Genomic DNA, 18,041 nt, shown 5'->3' with positions numbered 1-18,041 from the left:
CGGTTTTCGTTCAGATGCCGTCGGCCTGCGCATCTTCGCACTTCACCCGGCGGCGTTCATGCCACAGGCTGGTCAGGCCGCGTTTACCGCACGCCAAAGCCATCTCGCGAAATTCATCCAGATTCAGCCCATCGCGCTCCAGCATCATTTCCGCCGCCAGCTGCATGTTGACGCCGGTGAGCACTTCGCAATCGCCCTGCGCATCCGCCAGTTCGCAGGCACTGCGAAACGGCGAACCGCCGAGCATATCGGTCAGGAACACCACACCGTCCGGCTGCGCCACCGCCGCCAGCGCCGAGCGTAGGGCGTCGTTGAGCTGCGCGGTGCTCATCTGTTCAGGGAAATCGACCGCCGCACAGTGCCGCTGCGGCCCCACCACTTGTTCCACCGCCTGCAACAGCCCGGTGGCAAAGCCGCCGTGGCCGGTAATCACAATGCCTGGCATAGCCCGCTCCTCACAAAATACCGATAAATTTGCCCGCTACGCCGATCGCTACGGTGACGCCAATCAGCTTCACCGGCGAGAAACCGCGCTTCATCAGGAAGAAAATGAGCAGCGTGAAGCACAGCGGCAACAGGTTGGGCATCAGCTTGTCCAGCACGTCGGTCTGCAGCGCCACGCTGGCCTTGCCGGCGTGCATCACCAGCGGCGTGGACAGGTGCACATACGAGGCCACCAGCGCGCCGATCACCGTCATGCCGACGATCGACGCGGCGTGAGAAATGCGCCGGGTGTGGGTCTTCAGCAGCGCCAGCGCGCTGGTGCCGGCCTGATAACCGTAGTGCGCCAGCCCAAAACGCAGGCCGAAGTGGAACAGGTTGAACAGCAGCAGGAAGACGATAGGCCCGAACAGGCTGCCCTCCAATGCCAGCGAAGCGCCTATGCCGGCGCAGATCGGCAACAGCGTCAGCCAAAACAGCGCGTCGCCGATGCCGCCGAGCGGCCCCATCAGCGCCACTTTCACCGCGCGAATGGTGGAGATCTTCTCCTTATTCTGCTCCATCGCCAGCACCAAACCGGACAGGAAGGTGACGTCGAACGGGTGCACGTTGATAAATTCCATGTGCATCTTCATCGAGTTGGCCAGATCCTGCGGGTTGCGGTGGATCTTGCGCAGCCCGGGGATCAGCTGATACAGCCAGCCGCCCGCCTGCATGCGCTCGTAGTTGAACGACGCCTGCAACAGCAGCGAACGCCAGGCCATGCGGTTGATGTCGCCGCGCGTCAGCGCTTCGGCGGGCTGGCTGTCCAGATAATCGTCCTGCTCCACCTGGCTGGTGGCCAGCGCCTGCGCCATGCGCTGCTCGGCCTTTTGCGCCAGCAGATCGTCGGAATCGTTAAATGCCATCTTCGGCGTCCTCCTGCGGAGCGGGCCGGGCCGTCGCCTCTGCCGCGCCGCGTTGCGTGTTGAAGAAGTCGATCAGGGCGATCGCCAGGGCGCCCAGCGCCACCGCCAGGATCGGCAGCTTGAGGAACGTGACCGAGATGAAGCCAAGGATAAAATAGGCCACGTAGGTTTTTTTCATCATCACCTTCATCAGCAGCGAGAAGCCGATCGCCGGCATCATGCCGCCCGCCACCGCCAGCCCGTCCAGCAGCCAGCCCGGCGCCTTCTGCACCATGGCGCTGGCCGCATCGGCGCCGAAGTAAATCGGCAGGAATGCCACCACGAAATAGAAGATGAACAGGATGCTGATACCGAGATAATTCACCCGTTCGATGCCGCGCCAGTTCAGCTCCTTCACCATGCGATCGCAGCGGTGCATCATCGGCGAGAACAGCGTAAACAGCAGCGTGATGCAGCCCTGCACCGCGATCGAGAACGGCACCGCCACGCCGATCGCCACTTTAGGATCGGCTTTGGTCAGAATGGCGAATGCGGTGCCGATCACCCCGCCGATCACCACGTTAGGCGGTTGGGCGCCCGCCAGCGGCACCATCCCCATCCACACCAACTCCAGCGTGCCGCCCACCAGCAACCCAGTGTAGACATCGCCCAAAATCAGCCCCACCAGCGGCCCCATCACTACCGGCCGGTGGAAGTGGGTCAGGCCGTCGAACAGGTCAACCCCCGCCAGCCCGGCCAACAGCGCAATCAATAACGCATCCGTCAACATACTTTCCCCCTGGCTCAAAAGAGCAGTTTGCCGATCGCCTCACCCGCTTCATCCGGCACCCGGCGCACTTCGCACTCCACGCCCAGTTCCGCCAGCGCGCGGAACGCGGCCACGTCGCCGTCGTCCAGCGACACCGTTTTGTGCACCTGCCGCTTCCCCTCGGCGAAGTGCATATTGCCGACGTTGACGAACCGGATCGGCACCCCGCCGCGCACCAGCGTCAACACGTCCTGCGGCGTTTTGCACACCAGAAAAATCTTCTGCCGATCCGCCGCCTTGTGGATCACGTCAATGGTTTTCTGCAGCGTGAAATAACGGGTTTGCACCCCCTCCGCCACCACCATGTCCATCAGGTTCTGCTGCACCGGATCGGCGGCGGCCTCGTCGTTGGCCACCACCACGAGGTTGGCACCGAGGGTATTGGTCCAGGTCACGCCTACCTGGCCGTGCACCAGGCGATTGTCGATGCGGGTCATTAAAATGTTCGGCATGCTAGCGGCCCTCCGGGTAACAGGCGGCGTGGTAATCGTCGAGTACCTGCGTCACTTTATGCAGCACCCACTCCTGCGGATCGGCGCTCAATTCGCCGGCGTTCAGCGCCCTCGCCTGATCCGGCAGGTACTGGCTGAGCAGCGCCAGCGGCGCCGGGCTGCGGCGCAGGTTGTCCAGCAAACCGTCGACCGCCTGCTGCACCTGCGGCTGCGGCCAGTAGTAACGCACCCTATCGCTCAGGCTGTAGTGGCGATCGAGATACTGTTGGTGCGGCGTGCCGTGGTAATAGCGGCTCCACTGCTGCGGCTGCTCGCGCATCACCTGCTCCAGCGTGGCGCACAGCTGCGCCGACTGGCGTTCCCCCAGCCATTCGCGTTCGATGCGATCGAGGGCGAACAGCGCTTCGCGCAGCGCGAAGGTCAGCGCCGGCCCCACCTTCAGGATGGCGAAGTGATCGCGCACCAGTTGGCGGTAGGCCTGCGGCGGTTGGTAATCCGTAGAGTGCGCTTCATAGATCATGCCCGGCTGCCGTTCGATGAAACAGCTCAATGCGTCGGCGCGCTGCGGCTGATAACGTTCGACGCGGTGGTGATCGAACTCGACGCCCGGCTGCACCACCAGCGCAATGGTTCGCTGCCAGGCATCGTTCAGCTCGGCTTTTTGCCAGGCGATGCGGTGCGTTTCCAGCGTTTGCGCCACCGCCTGCGGCGTGGTGACCTGCAGACCCGCCAGCGCCTCCTGCGCGCCGCCCGGCACCGGCACTTCGGTGCCGATCACATAAACCGGCGCTTCGCCGCCGCTCTGCGCCCAGGCCCGCTCCGCCACCGCGCACAGGCGCGCCGCACGCTCAGCGACCGTGGCATCCCCCAAGGGCGAGGGATCGCCGGCGCACGACATGGAACAATCGAGGTGAATTTTGCGAAATCCGGCGCGAACGTAATCGTCGATCAAGGTTTCTGCCAGCGCCATCGCCTCCTGAGCCGGGCGATCTTGCCAGGCGTTGGGCCCCAGATGATCGCCGCCCAGCCACACGCGATCGCGCGCCAGGCCAACCTCATCCGCCAGGCGCCACAGCGCATCGCGGAACTGGGTCGCCGTTTGGCCGGTATAGCCGCCGAACTGATTGACCTGGTTGGACGTCGCCTCTACCAATACCGGCGTGCCGCGCGCTTTGGCCTGCCGCAGCGCGGCCTTCAGAACCCAGGGATGGGCGGAACAGACGGAAAAGATCCCGACCGGCATACCGGCCTTGTGCTGCTCGACAAGCTGTAACAACTGCTGCATGAAGCCCCCATGCAGGCGCCCTGCTACCGATCGGCGATGATGACCTCCACGCCCAGCTCGGTTAACGCCCGCTCGTAATCGTCCGGAAGACGGCTGTCGGTGATCAGCCGATGGATTTGTCCGGCTTCGCGAATCATGCAAAAGCTCTTGCGACCGAATTTGCTGGCATCCGCCACCGCGATAATCTCGCGCGCCACCTCGCACATTACGCGATTGAGGTGCGCCTCACCGGGGTGAGGCGTGGTGATGCCGGCGCTCAGATCGAACCCGTCGACGCCCAAAAACAGCTTGTCGAAGCGGTACTGACGCAATTGCTGCTCGGCAGCCGGACCGTAGAGCGAGTAAGAGTTGCGGCGCACGCTGCCCCCCAGCACCATGACTTCCACCCCGTCGTTTCCCGAAAGCTCATAGGCAATGTTCAGCGCGTTGGTCATCACCACCAGATCGCGCCGCCCCTTCAGGAACGGCACAATCTGCGCGGTGGTTGAACCGGAATCGAGGATCAGCGCCTCGCCGTCGCGCACATAGCCGGCCGCCGCGTTGGCGATCAGCGTTTTGACATCGCGATTCAACCGCCCTTTGTCCCGCAGCGGCCGATCGAAAGCGAATTGCTGATTGAGCATTGCGCCGCCGTAAGCGCGCAGCGCACACCCTTTTCGTTCCAGAAAGCGCAGATCGTTGCGGATCGTCACCGTGGATACTGCAAACTGTTTGCTGAGCTGTTCCACACGCACGCTGCCGTGCTCGCATAACAGATCGATGATGTGTTCACGTCGCTTTGCGGTATTCACTGGCATGAGCTGCGGTCCTCAGGTTTCCGGTATCGCCGGGGAGAAGATGGCTTTCGCTCTACTGCGCTGGCATTACAGCAAAGCGAAAGCAATGAAATTGTGATCGGGCTTACAGCCCCGTTTTAGCAAAAAAACCGCCAAAAAACCTTTCGAATCGAAACGAATCGAAAAGCCCAAAAATGGAATGGGAGAAAAATGAAATGCCATGACGAGCATGAGCGCCGGAGAGCAGCCGCACCGACGGCGGCAGAAGTGAAAGCGCTGCAGAACCCGCCCTGCGCCATGACTTTTAGTTCGCTAAGTGACCAGGATCACATAATAGTAATTATCCTGCGGCCGGCGGGGGTCAGCCCTCTCCATCCCGCTGGGCCATCCCCTTGTCAGCACGAGCCATCTTCCCTACACTTGCGATCAGATATCGGCCCCTTGTCGGTACGTAAGCGTTAACGTCAATCAACGCATCACGCCATGCAACGCTGATTGTCTGCATGCCCTGGTGCGAGGAACTCATGCCGCAACCCGCTTCATCTTCATCATCCATCGCGACCCCGCGTCGCCGTTTGCATCGCCCTGTTTTGCTGATCGTTGGCATCATGCTGATCGCGGCTAACCTGCGCGCCGCCCTCACCAGCGTCGGCCCGCTGCTGGAACAGATTCAGCAACAGCTGGCGTTGTCCGCCACCGCTGCCGGCCTGATCAACTCGCTGCCGCTGATCCTGTTCGCCGTCCTCTCGCCACTCACCCCGGCGCTGGCGAAACGCATCGGAATCGAACGCACCCTGGGCTTTGCCCTCGCACTGCTGGTTTGCGGCATCGCGCTGCGTTCCCTGCCGCAAGACGCCATGCTGTGGCTGGGAAGCGTTCTGATAGGTGCCGCCATCGCCTTCGCCAATGTGGTGCTGCCAACGCTGGTGAAAAGAGATTTTCCTCATCGCGCCGCCGCGATGATAGCGGCCTATGCGGCGGTGATGTCACTGGTCGCCGCCATCGCCTCCGGTCTGGCGGTACCGCTGGCTTCCCTGGCCGATCTCGGCTGGCGCTTCTCCTTGCTGTGCTGGGGATTACCTGCGCTGTTGGCGCTGTTGATCTGGTTGCCGCAGCTGCGGCGCACAGCCACACCCGCAGCCAAAGAGCCACAATCGGCAGAGCCGCAACGCTATCGCTCTCCCTGGGGCAGCGCGCTGGGCTGGCAAGTGGCGATGTTCATGGGGCTGCAATCGATCGCCTTCTACACCATTATCGGCTGGTTCAGCGCCTTTGCCGTCAGCCACGGCGCCTCAGCCCAGCAGGCGGGCTTCGAGCTGTTCGTTTATCAGGTGGTGGCGATCGTCGCCAACTTTGTCATGGTGGTGATTTTGCCGCGGGCGCGCGATCAGCGGGCGATAGCGCTGGGCAGTTCTCTGCTGATCTTTATCGGCGTCGGGGGATTATTGGTGCAACCCGCCAGTTCACTGGTGTGGCTGACATTTGCCGGGTTGGGAGCGGGGAGTTCGCTGGTGCTGGCGCTGTCGTTCTTTGGATTGCGCAGTCAGCATCATCATCAGGCGACGCTGCTGTCGGGCATGGCGCAATCCGTCGGTTATCTGTTGGCCGCGCTGGGACCCACCTTATTCGGCCTGTTGCACGATCTGACGGAAGGCTGGCGCTGGCCGTTGATCGCTCTGCTATGCCTGACCGTCTTGCAAATGCTGTTCGGCGCGCTGGCCGGCCGCAGCCGCGTGATCGGCTAACGTCGCTGAGCGATGGGCCGCGCCGCTTCGGGGGCGGTATCCTGCCATAAATCTTCAATAAAGGCGCGCTGCTCATCGCTCAGCCCCCATGAAGGCGGAATTTTTGACTGCGCGCGACGCTGAGCGCCCTCACGGTTTTTAGCCTGCTTCTTGTTCACGAATCGTCTTCCTGCTTAACCTGCTAACTCAGTAACCAGTAAATCACGGCAGCGGTTAGCAGCCAGAACAGCCCGCTACCGATAAACACGCATAGCCATGCTTTACGTTTGATATTTGATCCATCCTTGCTCACCACAGCGCCCCTAACCAATAGATTAAACCACTCAAAATAAAATTATTGATCTATTTTAACGATCAATAAAGTCGCTTTTTCCTATGGAAATTTAAAAAAATGCTGCTACCCATAGGTCTGCATTGCCGAATCAGCCAGAACGGCACCGTGGATATCACTGTTATCGGCAGGCGAGAACGTGTTTTGATAGGCGAACGAATGCGCAGTGTGCCACACCTTTAAAGGTCAAAATTAAACCACCGGTAAATAATTCAAACATCAATTATTTGACTGGTCGTAAGCCAAATCGGCAGCAGACAGCATTGGAGGAGGGAGAGAAAATGAAGCGACGCACTGAAATAATGCGCGGGAGAAGCGCCGGCCCGTTTTGGTCTGGCACGGGCCGGCGTAAGTTAACCGATCCTGCTGACGGAATCCCGGCTGGCGTGTTCACGCTCGCTGCCGGTCAACTCGCTTAAATGGCCTGAACGCATCTCCAGCAACCGATCGGCGTGTTCGAAATAGTGATCGTCATGGCTGATGGCGAACACCGTTTTGCCTGACGCGCGCAGCGCCGGCAACAGTTCGCGATAGAAAATGCGCCGGAACTGCGGATCCTGATCAGCGGCCCATTCATCCAACAGCAAAATATCGCGTTGTTCCGCCACCGCCAGCAACAGGGCCAGACGTTTGCGCTGCCCCTGCGACAGTTGCGGGTTGGTCACTCTGGCGCCGTCGAACTGCAATTTGCTTTTCATATTCAACCGTTCAAGCCAATGCGCGACCAGCGCCGCATCAGGTTCGCCGCCCTCCGGACCTTGTAAACGATCGAACTGATGAAAATCGGTGAAAATCGCTGAAAACAGCCGGCGATAGTCCGGCATATCCGCCGCGGTCTGTGCGACGCCATCCAGAACGATGTGCCCGCTTACCGGCCGATACAATCCGGTCAACAGCATCGCTAGCGTTGACTTGCCGCTGCCGTTGCCGCCGATAAGAAACACCAGCTCACCGCGCCGCAGCGTCAGATTGAGCGGCCCGACGGTAAAACCGGGCTGTTGTTCCGCATCTGCATAGTGAAAAACCACGTCGCGCAGCTCCAGCGTCTGCCAGGAACGGCCAACGGCGGCTGGAAACCCCGACTGATACTCGGCCAAACGCAGCGCTTTCAGCTTGTTGAAGGCCACTTCGGCGCCGACCAGCGTCGGAAACGCCCCCACGGCCTGCAGTAAGGGCGTGCGCAAGAACAGCAGCGTCAGCGAGTAGGTCGCGGCCACCGTCGAGTCCGCCCATCCCAAACTGTTGGCCATAAAGAACACCAACCCGATCGCCCCCAACATCATGATGTTTGACCAATTGAGCGCACTCAAATGGAAGGTATCGGCGCGAATGATATGGTAGCGATAGGCTTGCGCGTCGGGCTGATAGGCCTGCTCGTATAACGCCTGCGCCCGTTTGCGGTTCAACGTCAGTTCCTTACGGCCGTCAATCACCGATTCATAACGATGATAGAGACGCTCTTCTGACTCGCGCAAACTGGCCATATGGCGATAAACCCGTGACACCAGGCAGCCGCTACCCACCACGGTCACCGCCACCCAAACCGCCGTGACCGCCAGCATTTTCGGCGATAACCACCCCAGATAGGCCGCTGCCCCCAGGGTCAAAATCACCCCTTGTACCAATTCGGGCAAGCGCACGAAGGCGATGGTGATATTGCGGATGTCACTGGACAGACTGGCCAGCAATGAGGCGCTGCCTAACTGTTCGAGGCGCTCGATCTCGGTATCCAGAATGCGCTTCACCAGTTGCCCACGCAATCGATAGACGAAGTAATGGCCCAATGTGGTCAGCGCCAGTTGCGAACCCAACGTGACCGCTATCAACAATGCCAGCAGGGCGAGAAACATCGGCAACACGGCCAATGGGTTGCCGCTGGCGTCCATCAGATATTGATTGATAAAAGCAATGATACCGATGCCTAAACCGGCGCTGGCCATGGTCAATGCCATAACCGCCAGAAATGGCCAACGATACTGCCGATAAACCACCCGTAGCAGTTCCATGAACAAACCTCTGAAATCGCGATCTGGCAGGCATTGTAAGCGGCGCGAGAATGAGATCAAGACGAATTCTCATCACAGCTTATCAAGCACTGGTCGGGGGAGAGGCGTTGCCGCCTGCCGGCGGCCAATTCGCAGCATGGTTCACTCTGGGCGCTAAATATTCGCCAATTAAATAAGCCGCTAAAAAAATAGATCTATAAAATCAAAATGCATTCACTAAAAAAATAACAAAAAGAAAAAGATAAAATAAACCCATGCATTAGCAAATAAAATTATTTATTTCCTTTGCCGCCTATTACGTTCCAATGCTTTAATAAAAATTCATGATGAAAATCGCCAGTACCAGATACGCAGGAAAGGAAAATGAAAAAAAGGAAATTCCTTAGCCAGATTGAAATTGAACAACTGATTGCCGCCGTGCATGAGGGTAAAAATAGCATTCGAGATCGTTGTTTACTATTAATGTGCTTCATTCACGGCTTGCGGGTGAGCGAACTGCGATCATTACGCCTGCAAGATATTGATCTTACCTCCCATCGGATCCATATATCTCGGCTAAAGAACGGTTTTTCCGTTCAACACCCCATTCAGCCACGAGAACGACAGGCGCTGTTAAACTGGCTGGCCCAGCGGGCGAACTATCCTGACGCCAATTCCCCATGGTTATTTCTGTCGCGCCACGGCGGGCAAATTTCACGTCAGCAACTGTATCGCCTAATGAGAATGTACGGTGAAATGGCCGGCATTAGCGTTCAGGTTCATCCTCACATGCTGCGACACTCCTGCGGTTACGCGCTTGCAGATAACGGGGTCGATACGCGCTTGATTCAGGATTATTTAGGGCACAAAAATATCCAGAATACGGTGATCTACACCGCAACCAATGTAGAGCGATTCCGCACGATCAGCATTTAATCTTACGATGGAAATAACGGTGCAGGCGCTCATCTTCTTTTAACATGCGCATTGAGTAAGGTAAAAAATATCGGATGGGAAAATGCAGCCCGGCACGCCAACAACGGTCTAATTCAGCACTATTCCAACGCCGAGCTGCTTTCATCCATCCGCCCAGGGGAACACTTGTTTGATTGTTTTTTCAACGCCTATGCTACCTGCTTATACCCTGTCATTAACGATTAAGTCCCCTTTGACCACTTCCCGCCAAATTGTCGCGTAATATTGCCGTGCAATGAAAATAGTTCGCTGTCATTCTTCACCTGCAGTTTGCGCATGGCGCTACATTTATGCGCGCTGATCGTCTTGATGCTGCGGCGTTGTAATTCGGCAATTTGCCGCAGGCTCATGCCGTTGAACAAAAAGGCCAACACATCAGTCTCGCAGCGAGTCAGCTTTCGGGTGAACACCTCATCTCCGCTAACCGAGGGTGCCAGAAAAGTCCCTATCTGTGGGCTCAACACTCGCTCCCCAAGCAAGACCCGATTAAAAAACTCCGCCACCAGCGGTAAAGCGTCATCTCTGGCGACGATGCTGACATTGGGCTGAGGCAACAATCGCCCTAACGCTTCTGCATTACGGCAACGGGTATAGGCAATCACCCGTAATTCGGGCAGTTGCGTGCACAGGGCCAGCAACGCTTCCCTGCCCTTAGCGGGCGTCTCATCTTCACCGTCCAGTTCGGTAATCAGCACGTCAGCCTGCTGATAGACCACGCTATCCACTACCGCACGTACGCTGGTTTCCTTTACGACGACTTTTACCTGGGTTGGCAGCGTTTTTAAAAAACTGGCCAACCCTTCCAGCGTCAATGGACATCTGTCCATTAATGCTATGTTCAGCGGTTGCTGACGCCATAAATGCATAATCTGCTCCTATGCTTGCTTGCCCACGAGACCTCGTGCGCTTGCCTAGCGAACCAAGGATGAACCTTGCGCAGCCATCCATTTCCCCTGAAGATACAGTTCCCCATCGCTGTGAAACCCCAGCTTCAACATCGCATTGCGTTTATGGGTGCTGACGGTGCGGATATCACGGCACATGGTCAGCGCCACGCTGGTCACGCTCTTACCGGAAAACAGTTGGGTCAACACATCCAATTCCTTCGCCGTCAGCGGTTTATCGGCGCCAGCCTCATGCAATTGACGTTGGCGTACCCGGTGGCTGAAGCTGCAACTGCCTGTCAGGACTTGCTGAACACAGTGGGTCAATGCAATAGCCGGTTCCTGCTTCAGCATCAGGCCGCGAATACCGGAAGCGATGAGCTGCCGCAACAGCCTCGGTTCATCCAATGCCGTACAAATGACAATCGCGGTGTCCGGCGAGTTTTCCCGCACCTCGGCGATCAGCTTGAATCCCTCCAATACCGACTCTGATTGACCACACAGCTCCATCACCAATAAACGATGCGGATGCTCAGTCAATAAGGCTCTCAGTTCCACCAGATTCGCCACCTGCCGAATGTTGCCAGGTTGGAGACCGCAGGATTCAATCAACCGGTTTCTCATCCCCAGAGCCGTCATGGCGCAGGGTTCCATGACAGCCACGGCGCCCGCCGCTTCATTGCCCGCCGCCAAGGCCATTCCATTGGGATAATTGATTTTCATATCATCACCTTAACTCTGTCGTTAACCTTCCGCCCACGCCGGCCCTTTTGTCCCATTGCCTACTGATAGACAAAAGTGACCTGCAGAGCGCCGTCTATTGAACCTGGCGTCGATCCGCCATGGGTGCTGTATGCCCGCGCACGCAAATCGAATCTGGCATTATTCGTCGCGCGATCCACCAGTTGCGTCATGCTCTTGCCATTGCCCAGGTTGGCCCCTTGGCTATTCTGCAACTCAATTTGCACTCGACGAGAACTGCCGGTGCTTTTGTACAAGCTGGCACCTTCATCCGCAGCCGTTCCGCTGAAGGTCGCGACGACCGACGTAGTGGTGCTCGGGCAGTTTTTCAGCGTCAAAGGGAACTCCACCCAAGGGCTAAAGGCACCGGAGGTCGCCAGAACGGCGGCAGAAATATCATCCCCCAGATTGACCGAAACCGTACCGTTCGCGCCGTCGATTTCACAGGGTGCCGCTTTAATGTTGCCGGTAATCACTATTTTTGAAACGGCATACGCCGACGGCATCGCCAGGAGAAACAGGCCTGCCAGCGCCAATTTGCAGCCGATACCGCTAAAAACCTTCCCCATAATCTGCTCCTTCTCGTTAAACGCCGGGGACCCCGGCTCGCTACCGTTGAAATATCCGTTATTGAATTTCTGCCTGAATGGTCGCCGTTGCATTGAACTGCCCCACGGCAGGAGGTTGGCCGGTGGTGTTGATCGGATAGATGCTGATCCGTGAACTGCCACTCTGGTTAGGGTATTGGAAGTTATCGATCGGCAAGCGCCCGCTCTGAGGCCGAATAACATTGCCCTGCATATCCTTAATCATCACGCCAATGTTGCGATTGCTGGTCTTCAGCGCCTCCGGCATGCTGCCGTCCGCCTCACCGCGAAATGACAGACTGACCTTGACGCCAGCAGAAATATTGCGGCAGGCCAGCGTCAGCGTTCTCTCTACTGGAGTAAAACCGGGCGGCATAGCCCCCTTGGTTTGGATCTTCGACGTCAAGATATCGCCAAAATCGACCGTGACCGTTTGCGGGCTGATTTCACAACTCTGCGGCACGGTGACTGTGCCGCTCATGGAGATAGTGGAAACCGGCACATCGCTTTTCACCCCGCTCGCCACAGAGACATAGGTGTCCACCAGCCGAGTGCTGGGGATCGTCGTCACACCCACGAAAGGGCGACGGAAATACAGATGAATTCGCCCGCGAGCACCGCTGTTGTAGGGCGTACTGGCACAGGATTCATCATCGCCATCCATGTCTGTTTTATAATTCGATTGATTGGCAAACGGTGCAGCAATGTATTCATTGCGATACCCCGCCACAAAAACCTCACTGGCCACGCCCAGGTATTCATTTAACGCGTAATACGTTAATCCTCCGCTACTGAATACCGGCTCGCTCAGCAGCATTTTGGCGGTGACATAAGAAGCCGTACGCGTCTGGCATTCGCACTTCACCCGATAAGAACCGGGCAGGTTCCAGTTACCACCGTCTGCATTCTTGATAATCCGCCCCATCACGTTTTGCGACGGATCGGTTAAAACCGGGGAAAAAAGGAATGAAAAACCATGTGTCCCCGAAATAGGGGCACACTGCCCGAAAGCGGCCTGCGCCTGTTGAGCGCCCAACATTGCGCATGCCCATAGCCCGCCGGCAATAATCCTTCGTTGAATCGATATTCCTGTCGCCATTGTCTGCACCTTATAAACACTGCCCGTTAACGAGACGTATGCCACCGCTCTCAGGCTGACTGGCCAGTTGATAGTTAGCCTGACACTGCTGAGCCGCGTCATTGCCCCACTTAACCTGCAGCCGGCCACTCTCCGCCATGCCGGCCAAATAAACCTGCCCGCCGTCACCGACAATGCCGGCATTATCAGAGGGGCTATTGAGATGGCTGACGGTGGCGCCGAACGGCACCGGATTGCCACTGCGCGTCAGTAATGTCAGCAACACGCGGGCACCGACATCCGGATTGAAGCTGGCACGCACCACGGCGCCACGGGTTGGGATCACCGTTTGGCTGCTCAAGGTCATATCGACATCCTCGGCAAAAGATTCACCGTCCAATCCGACGATATTGCGCCGATAAGGTGTCAGGTAAGGCACAACCGCATAGCCGCGCCAGTCGGTGCTGACCCCGGTCTGGTTCAAAACATCCACCCCTGAAGCGCCGGGCGCCTGCACTAATGCCACCGTATCGCCCAGCGGCTGCGACAGCGTGACGCCGTTTTGATGCACCAGAACACCGCCCTGCACGCCGTAGTTCACCTGTTGGCGATGGCGATCGTAGCCATATCCCAGGTTCCACTCGGCGAGGGCGCCTTTGTAGTCCGCCTGAATATTGCCGTTCGCCCCCACGTCCCTGCCGGTATAGCCCTGGCTGATGCTGTAGTTGAGGTTATTGTCCGGCAGGGCGGTACCGCTCAACCCAAGGTTGTTGCTGGTGGCGCCATTGCGGCTGGCGTTCATGTTGTAGGTGGCGTAGCTGCCAGGCAGCCATTTGCTGAGCGGCACGCTGACGTTGAAAGCCACGATATGGTCACGAATACTGCTGCGATTGCCGTTACTGTCGTAGCCGTTCTGGTTGAAGGTGTAATTCAGCCCGTAACTGACGGCTTCCCAGCTGTTGTTGTAACTGAGGCTGACCGACTGCGAACGGCGATTGTCATCCCAGTAGTCTTCGTTAAACAGGCTGAGCGACAGTGTCCCCCCCTGATCCCACAGACTCTGACTCATCGTCAGCTCGGCGCGGCTCTTCTTGTGATCGTTATAGATCGCACTGTTGCCGCCGTAGCTCTCCAGCGCCTCTTGCAGGTTGTAAAAACCGCGCGTGGAGTAGCGGTAACTGGCCAAGCTGAAGTTAGTGCCGGTTTCAATGAAGTTTTTGCCGTAACGCAGGCGCCATGATTGCCCTTGCTCCTTAGGCCGGGTTTCCTGTTTGGTCCAAGCCTGGGTGACATCGGCGGACAGCGCGCCCACCGCCCCCATGTTCTGCCCCCATCCCAGCGCCAGCGCCTGATATTTACTGGCTGCCTGCACGCCGCCGTACAGCGTAGCGCCCCACGGCAGGCCATAGATCCCGGTCGCCTGGCTGAACGGGCGTTCATCAACACCGCCGCCGTATGAACGGTATTTCCCGCTGGTCAGGCTGTATTTAAACCGCCCCTCGCGCTGTAATACCGGCACCACGGCATAAGGCACCACGAAATGCTGTTCTTGGCCGTCTGCCTCACGCACGCTGACGTTCAGATCGCCGCTGCCGCCCGTGGGATACAAATCGGTAATTTCAAACGCCCCCGGCGGCACATAGCTTTGATAAATCACGTAGCCGTTTTGCCGGATGACGATCTGTGCATTCGTGCGTGCGATCCCGCGTACTACCGGCGAGTACCCTTTCATGCTGTCCGGCAGGATGTCGTCCTCTGAGGCCAACTGCCCGCCGCGGAACTGCACGCTATCGAACACATCGCTGGGCGTTGTGCTGTCCCCCAGGGTCAGGCGGCTTTGCAACGCAACGATATCGCGTTGCAGGTAGGTATTGATTGAGCGCCAGGAAGAAGCGCCGCCGGTGTAGTGATTCCAGATGGAATAGTTACGCAAACGCCAGGCGCCCCAGTTGATGCCCGAGCGCAGATTGAGGTAATAGTTATTGTTGTTTTGCCGTTCGCTGTCGCGCACCTGGCTATTGGCGCCGCTGAAGTTGTAATTGACCAACAGCGCCGGTATGCCGGAGTCCCATTTATCCGGAGAAACATAATCGCGCGCATTTAAGTTCAATGCCGCTTGCGGAATGCTCAGATTCAATCTCAGCTGATTAAACTGGAACACCGTCGAAGCCTGAGGAATGGCCTGCGCCAGATTGACGCAGCGCTCCTCCGCCGCAATCGCCGGTAACATGGAGACTCTCACCCCCAATTCGGCCAATTTTTCCGCGCTGAAACAAGGCTGCAGCGCTTGCTTTCCGCCAGCCGTCGGCATCAGCCGGAACTCGACGTCGAGACTGTCAACCTGTTCGCCGTTAAGGTAAAGATCGACCCGATAAGTGCCGGGCGCCTGGCTGTTGTTTTCCTCAAATACGGAGAGATCGGCGCCGCGCAGCGCCGGGTTGTCAATCTCCAACAGCGCCGGGTTGAAGTAATCACGCGCATGCGCCGCACCGATTGGATAAAGCAGCGCCACCTGGCAAGACATCAAACCGGCCAAAATCGATCGTGTCCCTGGTAAACCAATGCTATTCGGGTTATTCATCCTTTTAACTCCCTGTCCCGATTGGCTCAGCCGCCTAAAATTCAGGTAAGCCGAACGCCGGCCCCAGCGTTACTCCGGGGCCAAAAAACACGCATCGCGGCCCGGCTATAACGTGCCGGTATAGGTCTGGCCGGTTCCGCCATAGTCGTTGATGATTTGCCAGCTCAGGCTGCCTCCCCCACCCTGCGCCGTCGGTAACGGAAAACTGGCGGTAGCTTGCGGCGCAACCATGGTGTTGCCGGTAATGGCACTGCCGTTCAGCTTCAAATTAAAAAAGGTGAGGTAATAGGGTGAAGGGTTGGTCACCTGCAGCCGATCGCCGCTGCGCCGCCACGTTACTTTGCCGGCCGCTTCTTCCGGATTGCCGGCCAGCCCCTGGGGACGATAAATCAGCTTGATGCGGGTCTTGATCGCAATTTGCAGCGTGTTTTCTTTCTTTTCTACCGAAGGAATAGACTTCACATTCAGCCAATACAGCGATTCTCTGTCCGTCGGCAAATTGCCGACCGCACGCACTACGCGCAGCAGGTTATTTTGGCCGCCGTCCAAGCGAAACAACGGTGGGGTGATGATAAACGGCGCTTTAGCGCTTTCCCCCTCTTGAGCATCGACCCAGGACTGGATCAAATAAGGCACCGCATCCGGATTATTGATATTCAGAGCGGACTCTTTTTTACCTCCGTCGTATATCAGCCGTGTCCCGCCCACGATCACGCCGGCCTGAGCCGGAGCCCAAAGCGCCATCAATAACGCTGCCGTCAGCGCAAAATATCCCGCTTTCATTTTGTTATCTTCCCCGATGAATAAAGAGCCAGAGACGCAGCCTCTGGCCCATTTTTCTAACGCTCACGCCGACATAACGGCGTGAATTTACTGATAGACAATAGTGAAGTTGGCAGTGGCGTTCGCGCTACCGACGGAAACGGTATCGTAAGCGTAATAACGCGCCACAAAGCCCAGAACGTTGTCTTTGTTCTCTGCCAGCGTATATACGCGGGAATCGTTGCCAATATTGAGCACGTTGCTGGCATCATCCAGCAACTGTACGCCAACGCCACCAGCAACATCGGCGGCGTCAGTCAGCTTCAACAGCCCGGACTGGCCCTGAACTTGAGTGCCGTCAAAACGCACGGTGGCGCCAGTGACAGTAGCCGGGCAGTTTTTTAACACCAGGTTGAATGCCTTGGCACCTGCAGTATTAGATTGAATAAACGCATCTTTGGCGATCTTACCCAGAGCGACCTGCTTGTTTTGGGAGTCCGGATCGACGGTGCACGACTGATCGGTGATGCTACCGGTGATATTCAGCTTGCCATCAGCGGCAAATACGGAGGTGGTAAATGCAGACGCGGTCAAAACAGCTACAGCCAGCAGATTCTTTTTCATCCTACTTTCCTTAAAATTATGCAAAATATGCATGGTTTTATTTCCGACATATCCTTAATGTCATTCCCTTTTATTTAGTTCCACGAAGAGCAAATACCCTTGACCAAACTTATTGATGGCCTAAGGCTTATTCACCCAAACGATTCATTTTGAACTAAAGTGACTCCTTTGGTTTTTAAAACCAAAAAACAAATAAAAGACAGAATTTAAAGCTAAATAGAAAACAAAATAACCTCAAATCAGACCAAAAAACCAAGGGATTGGCCGATTGATTTAAACTGACTTTTCTTTGATTAGGATTTTGCTTAGATGGCTGGAGTGCGGAAGAAATGAAGCATGAACACAACACTATGTTTTTAAATAAGATTTTCCTTTATCAGGGAAAGTGAGCGTAGGAATATTGACATTGTTTTTACGCGTCCTTACAGTATGTTTCAGTTTAGTTCAAAGTGACTCCTTGCCGTTACTCTATTAAATCGTGCTTACCAAATTTCTTTAAAGCGCTGTGCATTGCTGGCGGTATAAATCACCGTATTCTGAATATTTCGGTGCCCGAGGTAATCCTGAATTAATCGGGTATCGATACCTCGGTCCGCCAACGCAAATCCGCAACCATGCCGCAGCATATGCGGATGGGCGTTAATCTCCAGTTTCGCCACCTTACTGTAATGACGAAGCAGGCCGTAAATACGTTGGCGCGACAAACGCCCGCCCCGATTGGAAAGAAATAACCATTCCTGATCGGCCCAGCGGTGTTGCCGGCGTTTATCCAGCCAACGCCGCAAACATTGCCTTTCTCGCAGATAAAGCGGATGCACCGTGGAAAAACCATTCTTCAAGCGATGAACATAAATGTTGCCGCCTTCCAGATCGATATCCGACAAACGCCATCCCCCAATTTCGCTGGCGCGGCAACCATGAATAAAACACATATAAATCAGACAATAATCGCGTTCTGGATTCTTTCCATGCAGCGTGACCTCAAGCAGTCTCTCCACTTCAGAAGGCGTCAGATGTTTACGATTAGACATACAACCTCTATTACTTTGATCGGAAAAATGTGGCTGTCATTTTCCTT

19 protein-coding genes are annotated in these 18,041 nt (G+C 56.7%); 2 read left to right on the top strand and 17 right to left on the bottom strand.

Going from position 1 to position 18,041, the window contains the following annotated elements; all coding sequences use genetic code 11:
* Positions 1–10: 10 nt before the first annotated feature.
* Genes agaF through agaR form a run of 6 tightly spaced genes read right to left on the bottom strand, consistent with a single transcriptional unit; the run spans position 11 to position 4,691 of the window.
* Entirely contained in the window at positions 11–445 is a 435-nt protein-coding gene (gene agaF, locus ACJ8PE_RS17005; protein WP_016929935.1) for a PTS galactosamine/N-acetylgalactosamine transporter subunit IIA, read from the bottom strand.
* A 10-nt stretch (positions 446–455) separates the two neighbouring features.
* Positions 456–1,349 (bottom strand): PTS system mannose/fructose/sorbose family transporter subunit IID, encoded by an 894-nt coding sequence (locus ACJ8PE_RS17000; protein WP_016929936.1) that lies wholly within the window; start codon positions 1,347–1,349, stop codon positions 456–458.
* On the bottom strand, positions 1,339–2,118 hold the full coding sequence (gene agaW / locus ACJ8PE_RS16995) for a PTS N-acetylgalactosamine transporter subunit IIC (RefSeq protein ID WP_019455697.1): 780 nt from the start codon (positions 2,116–2,118) through the stop codon (positions 1,339–1,341). Before agaW ends, ACJ8PE_RS17000 begins: the two co-directional genes overlap by 11 nt.
* A 14-nt stretch (positions 2,119–2,132) precedes the next feature.
* Positions 2,133–2,609: a PTS N-acetylgalactosamine transporter subunit IIB gene (gene agaV, locus ACJ8PE_RS16990; RefSeq protein WP_004931808.1), complete on the bottom strand. Its 477-nt coding sequence runs from the start codon at positions 2,607–2,609 to the stop codon at positions 2,133–2,135.
* A gap of 1 nt (position 2,610) precedes the next feature.
* A complete protein-coding gene (locus tag ACJ8PE_RS16985; RefSeq protein WP_197760448.1) occupies positions 2,611–3,894 on the bottom strand; it encodes a D-tagatose-bisphosphate aldolase, class II, non-catalytic subunit in 1,284 nt (427 codons plus the stop codon).
* Between the two features lie 23 nt (positions 3,895–3,917).
* Entirely contained in the window at positions 3,918–4,691 is a 774-nt protein-coding gene (gene agaR / locus ACJ8PE_RS16980) for a transcriptional repressor AgaR (RefSeq protein WP_033644822.1), read from the bottom strand.
* Between the two features lie 503 nt (positions 4,692–5,194).
* Here agaR and ACJ8PE_RS16975 point away from each other — a divergent pair.
* The gene (locus tag ACJ8PE_RS16975) at positions 5,195–6,415 is read left to right on the top strand and encodes a CynX/NimT family MFS transporter (RefSeq protein ID WP_197779853.1); all 1,221 of its coding nucleotides are present in this window, start codon (positions 5,195–5,197) and stop codon (positions 6,413–6,415) included.
* Here the strand turns inward: ACJ8PE_RS16975 and ACJ8PE_RS16970 are convergent.
* From ACJ8PE_RS16970 to ACJ8PE_RS16960, 3 genes are all read right to left on the bottom strand, one after another.
* Positions 6,412–6,573: a hypothetical protein gene (locus ACJ8PE_RS16970; RefSeq protein ID WP_162882355.1), complete on the bottom strand. Its 162-nt coding sequence runs from the start codon at positions 6,571–6,573 to the stop codon at positions 6,412–6,414. The genes ACJ8PE_RS16975 and ACJ8PE_RS16970 overlap by 4 nt on opposite strands.
* Before the next feature lie 23 nt (positions 6,574–6,596).
* A complete protein-coding gene (locus ACJ8PE_RS16965; protein WP_071845171.1) occupies positions 6,597–6,710 on the bottom strand; it encodes a YmiA family putative membrane protein in 114 nt (37 codons plus the stop codon).
* Positions 6,711–7,099: 389 nt separating this feature from the next.
* Positions 7,100–8,752 carry a multidrug ABC transporter permease/ATP-binding protein gene (locus tag ACJ8PE_RS16960; protein ID WP_197793071.1) on the bottom strand — a complete coding sequence of 551 codons (1,653 nt, stop codon included), beginning with the start codon at positions 8,750–8,752 and terminating at the stop codon, positions 7,100–7,102.
* 363 nt (positions 8,753–9,115) lie between these two features.
* Between ACJ8PE_RS16960 and ACJ8PE_RS16955 the strand changes: the two genes are divergently transcribed.
* Positions 9,116–9,667 (top strand): tyrosine-type DNA invertase, encoded by a 552-nt coding sequence (locus ACJ8PE_RS16955; RefSeq protein ID WP_033644817.1) that lies wholly within the window; start codon positions 9,116–9,118, stop codon positions 9,665–9,667.
* Positions 9,668–9,888: 221 nt separating this feature from the next.
* On the opposite strand, the gene ACJ8PE_RS16950 is transcribed toward ACJ8PE_RS16955, so the two are convergent.
* The 8 genes from ACJ8PE_RS16950 to ACJ8PE_RS16915 form a co-directional block, all read right to left on the bottom strand.
* Positions 9,889–10,572: a response regulator transcription factor gene (locus tag ACJ8PE_RS16950; RefSeq protein WP_197793072.1), complete on the bottom strand. Its 684-nt coding sequence runs from the start codon at positions 10,570–10,572 to the stop codon at positions 9,889–9,891.
* Positions 10,573–10,617: 45 nt separating this feature from the next.
* Complete coding sequence (locus ACJ8PE_RS16945; protein ID WP_042785287.1) at positions 10,618–11,313, bottom strand: response regulator transcription factor; 696 nt, start codon at positions 11,311–11,313, stop codon at positions 10,618–10,620.
* Between the two features lie 59 nt (positions 11,314–11,372).
* Complete coding sequence (locus ACJ8PE_RS16940; RefSeq protein ID WP_197793074.1) at positions 11,373–11,900, bottom strand: fimbrial protein; 528 nt, start codon at positions 11,898–11,900, stop codon at positions 11,373–11,375.
* 58 nt (positions 11,901–11,958) lie between these two features.
* Positions 11,959–13,017: a fimbrial protein gene (locus tag ACJ8PE_RS16935; protein ID WP_232099404.1), complete on the bottom strand. Its 1,059-nt coding sequence runs from the start codon at positions 13,015–13,017 to the stop codon at positions 11,959–11,961.
* A gap of 10 nt (positions 13,018–13,027) precedes the next feature.
* Complete coding sequence (locus tag ACJ8PE_RS16930; RefSeq protein WP_197793075.1) at positions 13,028–15,577, bottom strand: fimbria/pilus outer membrane usher protein; 2,550 nt, start codon at positions 15,575–15,577, stop codon at positions 13,028–13,030.
* Positions 15,578–15,682: 105 nt separating this feature from the next.
* A complete protein-coding gene (locus ACJ8PE_RS16925; RefSeq protein ID WP_197793076.1) occupies positions 15,683–16,360 on the bottom strand; it encodes a fimbrial biogenesis chaperone in 678 nt (225 codons plus the stop codon).
* An 87-nt stretch (positions 16,361–16,447) separates the two neighbouring features.
* Positions 16,448–16,963 (bottom strand): fimbrial protein, encoded by a 516-nt coding sequence (locus ACJ8PE_RS16920; RefSeq protein ID WP_033644812.1) that lies wholly within the window; start codon positions 16,961–16,963, stop codon positions 16,448–16,450.
* 482 nt (positions 16,964–17,445) lie between these two features.
* A complete protein-coding gene (locus ACJ8PE_RS16915) occupies positions 17,446–17,994 on the bottom strand; it encodes a tyrosine-type DNA invertase (RefSeq protein ID WP_033644811.1) in 549 nt (182 codons plus the stop codon).
* Between the last annotated feature and the right edge of the window lie 47 nt (positions 17,995–18,041).

The sequence above is a fragment of the Serratia sp. CY74737 genome, from assembly GCF_052166775.1.
Classification (GTDB): domain Bacteria; phylum Pseudomonadota; class Gammaproteobacteria; order Enterobacterales; family Enterobacteriaceae; genus Serratia; species Serratia ureilytica.
Note: the sequence above shows the minus strand (reverse complement) of the source record. Positions and strands in the feature narration are given on the sequence as shown.